This is a genomic window from Ancylobacter sp., from assembly GCF_965229075.1.
In the GTDB taxonomy this organism is placed as follows: Bacteria; Pseudomonadota; Alphaproteobacteria; order Rhizobiales; family Xanthobacteraceae; genus Ancylobacter.
Map to the genome: position 1 here is coordinate 152,234 of NZ_CBDDIO010000002.1, position 15,347 is coordinate 167,580.

The window sequence follows — 15,347 nt, forward strand, 5'->3', positions numbered from 1 at the left end:
GGAGGCTTTCATGGTCGAGACCCGGCTGATCGACGGCAAGGCCTTTGCCGAGGCGATGCGTGCCCGGCTGAAGGGCGAGGTCGCCGCCTTCATCAAGGAGATCGGCGTGACGCCGGGCCTCGCCGTGGTGCTGGTGGGCGACGACCCCGCCAGCGCGGTCTATGTCCGCAACAAGGGCAAGCAAACGCTGGAGGCCGGCATGGCCTCTATCGAGCACAAGCTGGCGGCGGACACGGCGCAGGAGGACGTGCTGGCGCTGGTGCGGGCGTTGAACGCCGACGAGGCCGTGCACGGCATTCTCGTGCAATTGCCCTTGCCCCCGCATATCGACGCGCAGGCGGTGCTCGCCACGATCGACCCGGCCAAGGACGTCGACGGCTTCCATGTGGTGAATGCCGGCCGGCTGGCGGTGGGGCTCGACTCGCTTGTGCCCTGCACGCCGCTCGGCTGCGTGATGCTGTTGAAGGACACGCTCGGCAGCCTCGCCGGGCTGGAAGCGGTGGTGGTCGGGCGCTCCAACATCGTCGGCAAGCCGCTGGCGCAATTGCTACTGCGCGAGGACTGCACGGTCACCATCGCCCATTCGCGCACGAAGGACCTGCGGGAAGTGTGCCGGCGCGCCGACATCCTCATCGGCGCGGTGGGCCGGCCGGAGATGATCCGCGGCGACTGGATCAAGCCCGGCGCCACGGTGATCGATGTCGGCATCAACCGCATCACCGGCGCGGACGGCAAGGCCCGGCTGGTCGGCGATGTGGCGTTTGACGAGGCGCAGGGCATTGCCGGGGCCATCACCCCGGTGCCGGGCGGCGTCGGGCCGATGACCATCGCCTGCCTGCTGGCCAACACCCTCACCGCCGCGCGCCGCCAGCGGGCGTGACGCAGCGGCGCGGGTTCAGATCGCCTGCGGGAAGCTGAACAGATTGCCGGGGTCGACCGCCGCCTTGATGGCGGCGAGGCGCGGCAGGTTGGCGCCGTAATAGCGGGCGCGCCACTCGGCGAGCGAAGCGTCGGGGAAATTGACGAAAGCCCCGTGCCCGCCGGCCTGGTCGACCGCGCGGTAGAGCCCGTCCTGCCAGTCCTTGGCGGCGCGCACGATCTCCGGCCGCACCGTATCGTCCTCGCTCCAGCTCACCCCGACCACGGAAAGCCAGCGGCTGGCGCGATGGACGAAGGCGCTCGCCGCCGGCGCGGTCTCGTTGATGCGCCCGCCGGTCTGGAAGAAGAACAGGTCGCCATGCGCGCCGGTGCCGGGCCAGCGCACCAGATGCTCGAACGCCTTGTCGAGGAAGGCGTCGGTTGGGGCGGTGTCGAGAAAGGCCGAACGCTCGCGGTACCAGGCCGGCGCGCCGGGCTCCATGAGGAAGGCCTGCGCGTCCCAATAGGGCATTTCGCGAATATCGGTGAATTCGGGCGCCGCCACCGCCATAACCGGCTCCAGCAGCTTCTCCAGCCCCTGACGGTCGCCGGCGAACTGGCCGAGCAGGGTGATCGCCACCTGCCGCCCGCCGGCATGCAGGCTCGGCGTCACGCCGGCGAGGCTGATGCGGGTGCCGAGCGTCACCGGCGCATCGTCGAGGGCGGCAAACAGGGAGCCGGCGACCTTCCGCGTCTTCTGCCGCCAGACGATGCGGAAGGCGGTGAGCTGGGGATCGGCCGGCACGGTGTCGAAGGTGAAGGAGGTGCTCACCCCGAAATTGCCGCCGCCCCCACCCCGGATGGCCCAGAACAGGTCCGGCTCCTCGCTGGCGGAGAGGGTGCGCACCCTTCCATCGGCGGTGACGATCTCGGAGGCGACGAGGTTATCGGAGGCGAGGCCGAGCCGGCGCATGTTGAAGCCGATACCGCCGCCGAGCACGAAGCCGGCGACGCCGACGGTGGGGCAGCGACCATGCGTCATCATCCGCCCGGACTGGCGCAGCGCGTCATAGATCGGCTGGTTGATCGCACCGGCGCCGACCTTGGCCCGCCCGGTGGCCGCGTCATAGGCGATGGTGTTCATCGCCGCCATGTCGATAAGCAGGCCATGGGTGGTGGAGAAGCCGGCATAGGAATGGCCCCCGCCGCGCAGGGCGAAGGGTACCTCGTAGTCCTGGCACCAGCTCAGCACGTCGCCGATCATCTGCGGCGTGCGGCAGCGCACGATGCCTTCCGGGCGGACATGGCGGAAGCGCAGATTGTTCGGCAACGCCTCGGCGGTGAAGCCGGCATCGGAGGGGCGCAGCAGCGCCCCATCGGTGATCCGGGCCAGCGCCTGCCAGCGATCGACCGGCGGGCCGGGAGGCGGGACAGGCGCGGGGGTCGGCACCGGAGTCGATGCCGTGGTCGGCGCTTCTTGCGCCCGCAGCGGCGCGAAGCCGGCCAGCGCGGCGCTGGCCGCCGTGCCGAGGAGAAGACTGCGGCGGTTCAGCCGTGGCGCTGCGTTCATCTGGTCGCTCCCCCGAGGCGTAGCTACAGGGCCGTTCGCAAAGCGGCCCGCGCACCTTTTGCCCATGCGTCCCATATTGAGGACGACTTGTGAAGGGGACAGAGATAAATCTCAGGGTTGCGATAATCTACTCCTGATTGCAGCTATCGCCGCAAGCCAGCCGCCCGGCGGCGCCCCTCACACCCGGGTCATGCGGTTCCAGGCATCCAGGCCAGCAATCTTGTAGGCCTCGGCGAGGGTCGGGTAGTTGAACGTGTTCTCAATGAAATAGTCGATCGTGCCCTTGAGGTTGAGCACGGCCTGCCCGATGTGGATCAGCTCGGTGGCGCCCTCGCCGACGATGTGCACGCCCAGCAGGCGACGGGTCTTCACCGAGAAGATCATCTTCATCATCCCGCTGTTCAGCCCCATGATGTGACCGCGCGAGGTCTCGCGGAAGCGGGCAATGCCGCATTCATAGGGTATCTCGCGCTTGCGCACCTCCTCCTCGCTCATGCCGACGGTGGAGATTTCGGGGACCGCGTAGATGCCATAGGGGAAGAATTCCGGTGGCGGCGGCGGCTCCAGCCCGAAGGCGTGGCAGGCCGCGACGCGGCCCTGTTCCATCGATGTGGAGGCGAGGCTGGGGAAGCCGATGACATCGCCCGCCGCGTAGATGTGTGGCACGGCGGTCTGCAGCGTCTTCGGCTCGACCGTGATGCGGCCGCGATGATCGACGCTGAGGCCGGCGGCTTCCAGATTCAGCCGATCGGTGGCTCCGACGCGGCCGGCCGCGAACAGCAGCATGTCGGCCTGCACGGTGCGGCCGTCCGCCAGCTTGCACACCGGCCGCTCGCGCGCATCCAGCGTGATGGAACTGACAGCGGCGCCAAGGCGCAGCCCGACATTGCGGTCGCGCAGTTCGTGGGTGAATTCCTCGATCAGTTCCTTGTCGATGAAGTCGAGAAAGGTCGAGCGCGGCTCGATCAGCGTTACCGACACGTCGAGGGCGCTAAAGATCGAGGCATATTCCACGCCGATGACGCCGGCGCCGATGACGGCGAGGCTGCGCGGCAGGCGCGGCAGGTCGACGATCTCGTCGCTGTCGAACACGCTCATGCCGTTGAACGGCACATAATCCGGCCGGAACGGGCGGGTGCCGACCGCGATCAGCACATGCGCGCCGGTAACGGTGTCGACCTCGCCACCCTCGGCAGTGATCTCGATGGTGTGCGGGTCGAGAAAACGCGCCTCGCCGCGCGCGGTCTTCACCGCGTTGCGGGCGAACTGGTGTTCGAGAACCTCGACCTCGTGGTCGAGTGTCTTGTGCAGCCGCGCCATCAGATCGCCGGCGCCGATATCCTGCTTCACCCGGTAGGAGCGCCCATAGAAGCCGCGCTCGCGCCAGCCGGAGAGGTTGAGCACGGTCTCGCGCAGCGTCTTCGACGGGATGGTGCCGGTGTGAACGGAGACGCCGCCGACGCGGCGCCCCTTTTCCACCACCAGCACCGATTTGCCGATCTTGGCCGACTGGACGGCGGCGCGGCGGCCGGAAGGGCCGCTGCCAATGACAATCATGTCGAAATCATACATGGCGCGACGAACCGTCCTGTGGCAACGAGGTAGGGACACCGCCCTTCGATGCACGATGAATGCCAAGGCTCCATGACAGTGCCGGGCGGGCACATGACGGCGCGATCCTGCCCGGCGCGGCTTTCGGGGGGCTTGCTTTTGCCGGCAAACCGCGTCCCATCGGCAGGGTGAACAAGAGGGAAGCTGGCGTGACGGATGGACGGCGCAAGGCGCGCGCAACGATGGCCGAGGTGCCGACGGAGGATCTGACCACCGGTTCGGGCGCCCCGGTAGCGCGCGAGCGCACACTGGAACAGGCGCTCGGCCATCAGGTACGGGCGATCCGTCGGGATCTCGACCTCACCGTCTCCGATGTCGCCAGCGCCGCCGGCATCTCGGTTGGCATGCTCTCGAAGATCGAGAACGGGCTGATCTCGCCCTCACTGGCAACGCTCCAGTCGATTTCCACCGTGCTCAACGTGCCAATCTCCACCCTGTTCACCAGCTTCGAGGAGAAGCGCGACTGCTCCTTCGTGCCCGCCGGGGGCGGGGTGCGCATCGAGCGGCGCGGCACCAAGGTGGGGCATGAATATGAGTTGCTCGGCCATGCGCTCGGCGGCGAGGTGGGGGTCGAGCCCTATCTGATCACGCTGAGCGAGGAAGCGGTGCCCTATACCGGCTTCCGCCACGCCGGGGTGGAGTTCATCCACATGCTCTCCGGCGAGGTGATCTACCGGCATGGCGATCGCACCTATCACCTCAAGCCCGGCGATTCGTTGCTGTTCGACAGCGCGGCCACCCATGGCCCGGAGGAGCTGCTGGTGCGGCCCATGCGCTACCTCTCCATCATCATGTACCCGCGCGAGAATGAACGTTGAGGCCGGAACAGGACACCGCAATATTTTCTTGAGAAGAAAATTATATTCATCCTGATTGACGCCCGCCCGCGCCGCTCCTACAAGAGGAGGCACGGCCTCATGGCCCTTGCCCTTCCCTTGCCTGCAGGAGTTCTCAAGCCATGTGCGGCATTGTCGGCCTGTTCCTGAAGCAGCCGAAGCTGGAGCCGGAACTCGGCGCCCTGCTTTCGCAGATGCTCGACATCATGTGCGACCGGGGGCCGGATTCCGCCGGCTTCGCGGTCTATGGCGGCGGCACGCCCGGCTTCGTGAAACTGACGCTGCGCGGCCCCGCCGGCACCGATTTCGCCGCGCTCGGCGAGGCGATCGGCCACCCCATCCTTCCCCGCGACACCCATGGCGTGCTGAGCGTGCCGGTGGCGGAGGAAGCGGCGGTTCGCGCCGCGCTGGCCCGCCTCGCGCCGGAGCTGCGCGTGGTCGGGGCCGGCACCCGCATGGAGCTGTACAAGGAAGTCGGCCTGCCTGCCGATGTCGCCAAGCGCTTCAAGCTGGAAGAGATGAGCGGCACCCACGCCATCGGCCATACCCGCATGGCGACGGAAAGCGCAGTGACAACCGACGGCGCCCACCCCTTCTCCACCGGGCCGGACCAGTGCCTGGTGCATAATGGCTCGCTGTCCAACCATGCCGGCGTGCGCCGCCTGCTGGCCCGCGAGGGACTGCCGGTGACGACGGAGAACGACAGCGAAGTCGCCGCGGCCTACCTCACCTACCGCATGCGCGGGGGCGATACGCTGGGTGAGGCGCTGGAGCATTCGCTGGGCGATCTCGACGGCTTCTACACCTTCGTCGTCGGCACCGAGAGCGGCTTCGGCGTGCTGCGCGACCCCATCGCCTGCAAGCCGGCCGTCATGGCGGAAGCCGACGATTATGTCGCCTTCGCCTCCGAATACCGGGCGCTGGCCGGCCTGCCGGGCATCGAGACCGCGCGGGTGTTCGAGCCGGAGCCGGCCAAGGTTTATTTCTGGGATCGCGCCGCATGAACCTCTCGCTGAAGCCTGCCGCCGCCGAGGGAGAAACCCTCGTCGACCTCGCCACCACCCCGCTGCGTGAGCTGAACGGCGCCCTGCACAAGCTGGCGCCCGACACCAACCAGACACTGTGGAAGATCGCCCATCCCGCCGGCCGCCATGCCATCGCCGCCGGGCTTGACGTGCCGGTCACCGTCGAGATCGACGGGCCGGTCGGCTATTACTGCGCCGGCATGAACAAGCAGGCGCGCGTCATCGTGCACGGCAATGCCGGCGTCGGCGTCGCCGAGAACATGATGAGCGGCTTTGTCCATGTGAAGGGCGACGCCAGCCAGGCCGCCGGCGCCACCGCCCATGGCGGTCTGCTGATCATCGACGGCAACGCTTCGGCCCGCTGCGGCATCTCGATGAAGGGGATCGACATCGTGGTGAAGGGCTCGGTCGGCCATATGAGCGCCTTCATGGCGCAGGCCGGCACCCTCACCGTGCTGGGCGATGCCGGCGAGGCGCTCGGCGATAGCCTCTATGAAGCCAAGCTGTTCGTGCGCGGCTCCGTCGCCTCGCTCGGTGCCGACTGCATCGAGAAGGAAATGCGCGACGAGCACAAGGCGCTGCTGGCCGAGAAGCTGAAAGCGACCGGCCTTCTGGGCGAGGTCGATATGTCCGAGTTCCGCCGCTACGGCTCGGCCCGCACGCTCTACCATTTCCACGTCGACAACGTGTCGAGCTATTGAGGGCGCGATGACCGACCACAGCAATACTCCGCGCACCACGCCGCGCTCCTCCGCCACCTTCGACGACTACACGCTCTCGGAAATCCGCCGCGCGGCGGCCACCGGCATTTATGACATTCGCGGCGGCGGCGCCAAGCGGCGGGTGCCCCATTTCGACGACCTGCTGTTCCTCGGCGCCTCCATGTCGCGCTACCCGCTGGAAGGCTACCGCGAGAAGTGCTCGACCGAGGTCGTGCTCGGCACCCGCTTCGCCAAGAAGCCGATCGAGCTGAAGATCCCGATCACCATCGCCGGCATGAGCTTCGGCTCGCTTTCCGCCAATGCCAAGGAGGCGCTGGGGCGCGGGGCGTCCGCCATGGGCACCTCGACCACGACAGGCGATGGCGGCATGACCAATGAGGAGCGCGGGCACTCCACCCAGCTCGTCTACCAGTACCTGCCCTCGCGCTACGGCATGAACCCGGACGACCTCAAGCGCGCCGACGCCATCGAGGTAGTGGTGGGCCAGGGCGCCAAGCCCGGCGGCGGCGGCATGTTGCTCGGGCAGAAGATCACCGAGCGCGTCGCCGCCATGCGCACCCTGCCCGTCGGCATCGATCAGCGCTCCGCCTGCCGTCACCCGGACTGGACCGGGCCGGACGATCTTGAGATCAAGATCGAGGAACTGCGCGAGATCACCGACTGGGAAAAGCCGATCTATGTGAAGGTCGGCGCCGCCCGCCCCTATTACGACACGGCCCTCGCCGTGAAGTCGGGCGCCGATGTGGTGGTGGTCGACGGCATGCAGGGCGGCACCGCCGCGACGCAGGAAATCTTCATCGAGCATGTCGGCATCCCGACGCTCGCCGCCGTGCGCCAGGCGGTGAAGGCGCTGCAGGACCTCGGCATGCACCGCAAGGTGCAGCTCGTCGTCTCCGGCGGCATCCGCAACGGCGCGGACGTGGCCAAGGCGCTGGCGCTCGGTGCCGACGCGGTGGCCATCGGCACCGCCGCGCTGGTGGCGCTGGGCGACAACGACCCGCATTACGCCGCCGAATATGCGGCGCTCGGCACCCGTCCCGGCGCCTATGACGACTGGCATGAAGGTCGCGACCCTGCCGGCATCACCACGCAGGACCCCGAGCTGATGAAGCGGCTCGACCCGGTGGCCGCCGGGCGGCGCCTCGCCAATTATCTCGCCGTGCTGACGCTGGAGTGCCAGACCATCGCCCGCGCCTGCGGCAAGAGCCATGTGCACAATCTGGAGCCAGAAGACCTCGTCGCGCTGACCATCGAGGCCGCCGCCATGGCCAATGTGCCGCTGGCCGGCACCGACTGGATACCGGGCCGCAACGGCGGATTCTGATCATCAACCCCGCGCCTCGGCGCGGGGTTTGCACGTCATGACGACCAACGAGCCCGAACGGGCCGGGGAACAGCGAAACCGGATAGCACCATGGCCACTGATCTTGCCCAAGCCGATCTGAAGCATGCCGCCAAAGAGCTCGGCATCAAGTACTTCCTGATCTCCTATGTCGACCTGTTCGGCGCGCTCCGGGCGAAACTCGTGCCCGCCAGCGCCATCAGCGGCATGCAGAAGTCCGGGGCGGGCTTCGCCGGCTTCGCCACCTGGCTCGACATGAGCCCGGCCGATGCCGACCTGTTCGCGGTGCCCGACGCCTCCAGCCTGGTCCAGCTGCCATGGAAGCCGGAAGTCGGCTGGCTCGCCTCCGACCTGGTCATGAACGACGAACTCGTGGCGCAGGCGCCGCGCAACGTGCTCAAATCCACCATGCTCGGCGCCGAAAGCCTCGGCTATGTCATGAAGACCGGGGTGGAATGCGAGTTCTTCCTCACCAATGCCGATGGCAGCAAGATTTCCGACGCCGCCGACAACGCCACCAAGCCCTGCTACGATCAGTCCGCCCTGATGCGCCGCTACGAGGTGATCAAGGAAATCTGCGACAGCATGCTCACCCTCGGCTGGCGCCCCTACCAGAACGACCATGAGGATGCCAACGGCCAGTTCGAGATGAACTGGGACTTCGCCGACGCGCTGACCACCGCCGACCGGCATGTGTTCTTCAAGTTCATGGCCCGCTCCATCGCCGAAAAGCACGGGCTGCGCGCCACCTTCATGCCCAAGCCTTTCATCGACCTCACCGGCTCGGGCTGCCACATGCACACCTCGCTGTGGAGCCCGGAGGGGGCCAATCTGTTCGAGGACGAGACGGGCGAGCTCGGCCTCTCCGCCCTCGGCTACGGCTTCATCGGCGGCCTGATCCACTCGGCCGACGCGCTGTGCGCCTTCACCAACCCGACGGTGAATTCCTACAAGCGCATCAACGCCCCGCGCACCGTTTCCGGCGCCACCTGGGCCCCCAACACCGTCACCTATACCGGCAACAACCGCACCCACATGATCCGCATCCCCGATGCGGGCCGTCTCGAACTGCGCCTGCCAGACGGCGCCGCCAACCCCTATCTCGCCCCCGCCGCCATGCTCGCCGCCGGACTCGACGGCATCCAAAACCGGCGCGACCCGGGCAAGCGGCTCGACATCAACATGTACACCGACGGCCACAAGGTGAAGGGCGCCAAGAAGCTGCCGCTGAACCTGCTCGACGCCATCCGCGCGCTGGAGAAGTCGAACGTGCTGCGCAGCGCGCTCGGCGCCCCGCTGGTGGACGGCTATGCCAAGCTCAAGCATGAGGAATGGAACGCCTATTCGCGCCACCTCACCCAATGGGAGCGCGACAACACGCTGGATATTTGAGGGCCTGCGTGCTTCGAGGCCGCCCGCCGGGCGGCACCTCAGCATGACGGGTGTTGCGCCGGCGGAACTCTGTGACCTGCCCCGTCATCCTGAGGCGCCCGACAAAGCCGGGCCTCGAAGGACGCACGCGGACGGGACCGGGCAGATCCCTCCTGCTGCCCCCCCTCACTCCCTGACCGAGAACGGCACCACGTCGCGACGGTCGGGATCGAGCACGATGGCGCGGTCGAGCGGGGGGAAGGCGCGCTCGGGGCAGGCGGTGCGCGGGCAGATGCGGCAATTGACGCCGAGCGGCGCGGGAGCGGCCGCCTTCAGGTCCAGCCCGTCGGCATGGACGAGTTCGCCGGCATAGGAAATCTCGCAGCCAATGCCGAGCGCGAAGCGGCGCTCGCGCGCGCCATGGCGCAGCGCCGGCTTGGAGGTGCCGCGCGCCAGGCACAGATAGCGCGCCCCGTCCGGCATCTCGCCCAACTGCACCAGCGTGCGAGAAGGCTGCTCGAACGCCTCGTGCACGTTCCACACCGGGCAGGCACCGCCATAGCGGGCGAACTGGAAGCGCGTGGCGCTGTGGCGCTTGATGACGTTGCCGGCGCGGTCGACTTTCAGGAAATAGAACGGCACCCCCTTCTCGCCCGGCCGCTGCAGCGTCGAGAGACGGTGGCACACCTGCTCCAGGCTCGCCCCTGTAAGGGCGGCCAGCCGGTCGAGATCGTGCCGTGTCTCCCGCGCCAGCCGGGCGAAGCGGCGATAGGGCAGCAGGAGCGCGCCGGCGAAATAGTTCTGCAGCGACAGCCGGCACACGTCGCGCGCCGTTGGGCTGCGGAAGCCAGCCTCCTGCACATGCTGATCAATGATCTCGCTCTGCTCAAAACGGGCGAGAAAGGCGGCGAGGCGGAAGGCGCGGCTCGCCGGATCGAGCGTGCGCGCCAATGTGGCCACCCGGCGGTGGCGGTCATAGGCCAGCAGCGGCGCGTCAAGCCGCGCGGCGGGCGCCATTTCCACCGTGATGTCGTGGCGCTGGCGCAAATGCGCTGCCAGCACGCGCACCGCATCGTCGCGGCCGAACAGGTCGAGCGCCGCGTTGCGCTCCTCGCCGGCGCGGTCGAGCCCGTCGACATAATTGTCGATGTAGTGGAAATGGTCGCGCACTTCCTCATAGGGCGCGAGATGGCGCGCCTCGTCCGGCGCCGCCCCGTCGACCTCGCGCGCCACCGAAACCCGCGCATCCTCCTGCGCGGCGCGGCGCTCCTCCAGCCGGCGCAGCGCCCCGTGCAGGCGCAGGAAGGCATGGGCGAAGGCGGGGGCGTGGGTGGTAGCGTTCTTCAGGTCCTGCAGGCTCGGCTCGATGCCGCGAAACACCGGATCGGCCAGCGCCTCGCGTAGATCGGCGACCACGCGGTCGAGGTCGTCGGCGCCGAAGCGGGTGATGTCGAGATCGAACACCCGGCTGATGGCGAGGAGCACAGCGGCGGTAACCGGGCGCTGGTTGCTCTCGATCTGGTTGATATAGCTCGGGGAAAGCGACAGGCGCCGGGCGAAATCCATCTGGGTCAGCCCCAGCCGCTCGCGCGCATGGCGCACCGCATGGCCGGCGAAGACTTTTCGGGACATGATGCCTCTTCCTTATCGTCCGCTCGCGAGAACCATCCTTCGAGGCCCGGCGTGCCGCCGGGCACCGCAGGATGCCGGCGAGAAAGCGGTTTCCGCGCCAGCGCTGCCCCCGTCCGCAACGTCATCCTGAGGTGCGAGCGCAGCGAGCCTCGAAGGATCGCCGCGAGCGCGCACCCGGACCAACGTCGTTCGAGGCCGGCCTCTGAGGATGAGACGGCCGCAACGAAGCATCCCAAACATCGATTTTTGTGAAATTTTTACAACTTCGCGATCCGCATTTTCACAGCTTATGTTTTCGGCCGCAAGCGCCTAGAACCGTTGCAACGGTCCGCATGCCGGCTGGGGGAACGCCATGAAGCCCATTCTCGACGAACTGGAACAGCGCCGCGCCCGCGCGCGAGCCGGCGGCGGCGAGAAGCGCGTCGCCGCCCAGCACACGCGCGGGAAGCTTACCGCTCGCGAGCGGCTGGAGCTGCTGCTCGACACCGGCTCCTTCGAGGAATTCGACACCTTCGTTCAGCACCGCTGCACCGATTTCGGCATGGACAAGGCCGAGAAAATCCCCGGCGACGGCGTCGTTACCGGCTGGGGCACGGTGAACGGGCGCAAGGTGTTCGTCTTCGCCAAGGACTTCACCGTGTTCGGCGGCTCGCTCTCGGAAGCGCACGCGGCCAAGATCACCAAGATCCAGGACATGGCGCTGAAGGTGCGGGCACCGATCATCGGCCTGTTCGATGCCGGCGGCGCGCGCATCCAGGAAGGCGTGGCGGCGCTCGGCGGCTATGGCGAAGTGTTCAAGCGCAACGTCACGGCGTCCGGCGTCATTCCGCAGATCTCGGTCATCATGGGCCCGTGCGCCGGCGGCGATGTCTATTCCCCCGCCATGACCGACTTCATCTTCATGGTGCGCGACACCTCCTACATGTTCGTCACCGGGCCGGAGGTGGTGAAGACCGTCACCAATGAGAGCGTGACGGCGGAAGAACTCGGCGGTGCCAAGGTGCACACGACAAAGTCCTCGGTGGCCGATGGCGCTTTCGAGAACGATGTCGAATGCCTGCTGCAGATGCGCCGGCTGATCGACTTCCTGCCGGCGTGCAATCGCTCCGGCGTGCCGGTCTGGCCGAGCTTCGACGATGGCGAGCGGCTCGACCCCTCGCTCGACACGCTGGTGCCGGACAATCCGAACAAGCCCTACGACATGAAGGAACTGATCGGAAAAGTCGCCGACGAGGGCGATTTCTTCGAGATTCAGGAAGGCTTCGCCAAGAACATCCTCACCGGCTTCGGCCGGATCGAGGGGCGCACGGTAGGCTTCGTCGCCAACCAGCCCATGGTGCTGGCCGGCGTGCTCGATGCGGATGCCTCGCGCAAGGCGGCGCGTTTCGTGCGCTTCTGCGATGCGTTCGAAATCCCGATCGTCACCTTTGTCGATGTACCCGGCTTCCTGCCCGGCACGGCGCAGGAATATGGCGGGTTGATCAAGCACGGCGCCAAGCTGCTCTTCGCTTACTCGCAGGCCACCGTGCCGCTGGTCACGGTGATCACCCGCAAGGCCTTTGGCGGTGCCTATGACGTGATGGCCTCCAAACACATCGGCGGCGATGTGAACTACGCCTGGCCCACCGCGCAGATCGCTGTCATGGGCGCCAAGGGGGCGGTGGAGATCATCTTCCGCGCCGACATCGACGACCCCGAGAAGATCGCGGCGCGGACCAAGGAATATGAGCAGCGCTTCCTCTCGCCGTTTGTGGCGGCCGAGCGCGGCTATATTGACGAGGTGATCACCCCGCGCGCCACCCGCAAGCGCATCGCGCGGGCACTGGCCATGCTCGCCTCGAAGAAGATCGAAGCGCCGCTGAAGAAGCACGACAATCTGCCGTTGTGAGGCTCGAATGAGCGATACTACCTTTCAGCGCATTGGATCTGTGAGCAACGCGCATGCAGGCGCAGATTTCGAATCCGTCGCCCAGCGGTTCTTTCGAACTCAAGGAATAATGTTAGAACGTAGTTTTGCAGCCCCAGTTGGATTAAATTCTAACAAAAAACTCCATAAATTCGACCTGGGAAGCAGAGAACCGCCCATTCTTGTAGAGTGCAAATCTCACAAATGGACTTCCGGCGGAAACACGCCGAGCGCAAAGCTTACGGTTTGGAATGAGGCGATGCTATATTTTTTATGTTCGCCACCTCATTTCAGAAAAATAATGTTCGCACTCAAGCATGATCGCAGAGATCAATCTCTCGCATCTTACTATATTCGTAGCTATCCGCATTTAATTCCTGACGATGTGGAGTTCTGGGAATATTGCGAGATTGAAGCTAGCGGCAAGCGGATAAAATAGGTGCATAGCTATGTTCTCCAAGATCCTCATCGCCAATCGGGGCGAGATCGCCTGCCGGGTCATCAAGACCGCCCGGCGCATGGGCATAAAGACCGTCGCGGTCTATTCCGACGCCGACCGCGACGCGCTGCATGTGGCGATGGCGGATGAGGCGGTGCACATCGGCCCCGCTCCGGCGGCGCAGTCCTATCTCGATGCGGAGAAGATCATCGCCGCCGCGAAGCAGACGGGCGCGCAGGCGATCCATCCCGGCTACGGCTTTCTCTCCGAGCGCGCGAGCTTCGCCGCCGCGCTGAAGGACGCCGGCCTTGTCTTCATCGGCCCCAATCCGGGGGCGATCGAGGCGATGGGCGACAAGATCGAATCGAAGAAGGCGGCGGCGGCGGCCGGGGTTTCCACCGTGCCGGGCTATCTCGGCGTGATCGAGGACGCGGCGCACGCGGCCCGCATCGCCGACGAGATCGGCTATCCCGTCATGATCAAGGCCTCGGCCGGCGGCGGCGGCAAGGGCATGCGCATCGCCCATTCCCGCGACGAGGTGCAAGAGGGGTTCGACCGCGCCCGCTCGGAAGCGCGCTCCTCCTTCGGCGACGACCGGGTGTTCGTCGAGAAGTTCATCGTCCAGCCGCGCCATATCGAAATCCAGGTGCTGGGCGATAAGCATGGCGATGTCGTCTATCTCGGCGAGCGCGAATGCTCGATCCAGCGCCGCAACCAGAAGGTGGTGGAGGAAGCCCCCTCGCCGCTACTGGACGAGGCCACGCGCCGGAAGATGGGCGAGCAGGCGGTGGCCCTCGCGAGGGCCGTGAACTATGACAGCGCCGGCACGGTGGAATTCGTCGCCGGGCAGGACAAGTCGTTCTATTTCCTTGAAATGAACACCCGCCTGCAGGTGGAACATCCGGTGACGGAACTCGTCACCGGCATCGATCTCGTCGAGCAGATGATCCGCGTCGCGGCGGGCGAACCGCTCGCCCTCCGGCAAGAGGACGTGAAGCTGAAGGGCTGGGCGGTGGAGAGCCGCGTCTATGCCGAGGACCCCTATCGCGGCTTCCTGCCTTCCATCGGCCGGCTCACCCGCTATCGCCCCCCGGCGGAAGGGGTGAATGACGGCGTCACCGTGCGCAACGACACCGGCGTTTATGAAGGCGGGGAAATCTCGCTCTATTACGACCCAATGATCGCCAAGCTGATCACTCATGCGCCGACGCGGGCGCAAGCGATCGAAGCGCAGGCGGACGCGCTCGACGCCTTCGCCATTGACGGAATCCAGCACAACATCCCCTTCCTCTCGGCGCTGATGACGCATGAGCGCTGGCGGGCGGGGCGGCTTTCCACCGGCTTCATCGCGGAGGAATATCCCGACGGCTTCCACGCCACCGCGCCGAGCGCGGCGCTCGCCCGCACGCTGGCGGCCGTGGCGGCGGTGATCGACAATGTCGGCAATGCGCGGAAGCGCAAGATTTCCGGCCAGCTCGCCGGGCGGCCGGTGGTGTTCGAGCATCAGCGCGTGGTGCGCCTAGGCGACCTCACGCTCGCCTGCGAGGTCGACCGGGCGGCGGGTGGCTTCATCGTCAGCTTCCTTGATGAGGCCGGCCGGCCGGTCTCTACCCATGAGCTGCGCTCGGGCTGGCAGCCCGGGGAACCGGTATGGAACGGCGTGTTCGACGAGGAGGCGGTGGCGGTGCAGGTGCGCCCGCGCCTCAACGGCGTGGCGCTGGCGCATCGCGGCGTCGCGGTGGAGGCGCTGGTCTATACAAGGCGCGAGGCGGAACTCGCCGCGCTGATGCCGGTGAAGCAGCAGGCCGGCAGTGGCAAGCACCTGCTCTGCCCCATGCCGGGCCTCGTCGTGTCCATCGCCGTCAGCGAGGGGCAGGAGGTGAAGGCCGGCGAGACGCTGGCGGTGGTGGAGGCGATGAAGATGGAAAATGTGCTGCGCGCCGAGCGCGACGCCACCGTCGCCAAGGTCCACGCCAAGGCCGGCGACAGCCTGGCGGTCGACGCCGTCATCCTCGATTTCGCCTGAGGAGAGGTC

The 15,347-nt window shown here is 66.9% G+C and carries 12 protein-coding genes; 9 read left to right on the forward strand and 3 right to left on the reverse strand.

Going from position 1 to position 15,347, the window contains the following annotated elements; translation table 11 throughout:
- Positions 1 to 10 precede the first annotated feature (10 nt).
- Complete coding sequence (folD, locus tag ACO07Z_RS06800; protein ID WP_421698010.1) at positions 11 to 880, forward strand: bifunctional methylenetetrahydrofolate dehydrogenase/methenyltetrahydrofolate cyclohydrolase FolD; 870 nt, start codon at positions 11 to 13, stop codon at positions 878 to 880.
- A gap of 15 nt (positions 881 to 895) precedes the next feature.
- Here the strand turns inward: folD and ACO07Z_RS06805 are convergent, their stop codons facing one another.
- Both ACO07Z_RS06805 and sthA read right to left on the reverse strand, forming a co-directional pair.
- A complete protein-coding gene (locus ACO07Z_RS06805) occupies positions 896 to 2,428 on the reverse strand; it encodes an FAD-binding oxidoreductase (protein ID WP_421698011.1) in 1,533 nt (510 codons plus the stop codon).
- A gap of 177 nt (positions 2,429 to 2,605) precedes the next feature.
- Complete coding sequence (gene sthA / locus ACO07Z_RS06810) at positions 2,606 to 4,000, reverse strand: Si-specific NAD(P)(+) transhydrogenase (RefSeq protein ID WP_421698012.1); 1,395 nt, start codon at positions 3,998 to 4,000, stop codon at positions 2,606 to 2,608.
- A gap of 221 nt (positions 4,001 to 4,221) precedes the next feature.
- Here sthA and ACO07Z_RS06815 point away from each other — a divergent pair, with 221 nt between their 5' ends.
- The 5 genes from ACO07Z_RS06815 to glnT all read left to right on the forward strand — a co-directional run bounded on the left by ACO07Z_RS06815 (position 4,222) and on the right by glnT (position 9,356).
- Complete coding sequence (locus ACO07Z_RS06815) at positions 4,222 to 4,857, forward strand: helix-turn-helix domain-containing protein (protein ID WP_421700770.1); 636 nt, start codon at positions 4,222 to 4,224, stop codon at positions 4,855 to 4,857.
- A 140-nt stretch (positions 4,858 to 4,997) separates the two neighbouring features.
- Positions 4,998 to 5,879, forward strand: a complete 882-nt coding sequence (locus ACO07Z_RS06820; protein ID WP_421698013.1) for a class II glutamine amidotransferase — start codon at positions 4,998 to 5,000, stop codon at positions 5,877 to 5,879.
- Positions 5,876 to 6,601 carry a protein glxC gene (locus ACO07Z_RS06825; RefSeq protein WP_421698014.1) on the forward strand — a complete coding sequence of 242 codons (726 nt, stop codon included), beginning with the start codon at positions 5,876 to 5,878 and terminating at the stop codon, positions 6,599 to 6,601. Before ACO07Z_RS06820 ends, ACO07Z_RS06825 begins: the two co-directional genes overlap by 4 nt.
- A 7-nt stretch (positions 6,602 to 6,608) precedes the next feature.
- A complete protein-coding gene (locus tag ACO07Z_RS06830; RefSeq protein ID WP_421698015.1) occupies positions 6,609 to 7,946 on the forward strand; it encodes an FMN-binding glutamate synthase family protein in 1,338 nt (445 codons plus the stop codon).
- Between the two features lie 90 nt (positions 7,947 to 8,036).
- On the forward strand, positions 8,037 to 9,356 hold the full coding sequence (gene glnT, locus ACO07Z_RS06835; protein ID WP_421698016.1) for a type III glutamate--ammonia ligase: 1,320 nt from the start codon (positions 8,037 to 8,039) through the stop codon (positions 9,354 to 9,356).
- A 165-nt stretch (positions 9,357 to 9,521) separates the two neighbouring features.
- Here glnT and ACO07Z_RS06840 read toward each other — a convergent pair whose 3' ends face one another.
- On the reverse strand, positions 9,522 to 10,967 hold the full coding sequence (locus tag ACO07Z_RS06840) for a helix-turn-helix domain-containing protein (RefSeq protein ID WP_421698017.1): 1,446 nt from the start codon (positions 10,965 to 10,967) through the stop codon (positions 9,522 to 9,524).
- A 352-nt stretch (positions 10,968 to 11,319) separates the two neighbouring features.
- Here ACO07Z_RS06840 and ACO07Z_RS06845 point away from each other — a divergent pair, with 352 nt between their 5' ends.
- The 3 genes from ACO07Z_RS06845 to ACO07Z_RS06855 are packed head-to-tail and all read left to right on the forward strand — an operon-like array spanning position 11,320 to position 15,338.
- On the forward strand, positions 11,320 to 12,855 hold the full coding sequence (locus tag ACO07Z_RS06845) for an acyl-CoA carboxylase subunit beta (protein WP_421698018.1): 1,536 nt from the start codon (positions 11,320 to 11,322) through the stop codon (positions 12,853 to 12,855).
- Between the two features lie 7 nt (positions 12,856 to 12,862).
- Entirely contained in the window at positions 12,863 to 13,312 is a 450-nt protein-coding gene (locus ACO07Z_RS06850; protein ID WP_421698019.1) for a hypothetical protein, read from the forward strand.
- Between the two features lie 10 nt (positions 13,313 to 13,322).
- On the forward strand, positions 13,323 to 15,338 hold the full coding sequence (locus ACO07Z_RS06855) for an acetyl-CoA carboxylase biotin carboxylase subunit (protein WP_421698020.1): 2,016 nt from the start codon (positions 13,323 to 13,325) through the stop codon (positions 15,336 to 15,338).
- Positions 15,339 to 15,347: the final 9 nt, after the last annotated feature.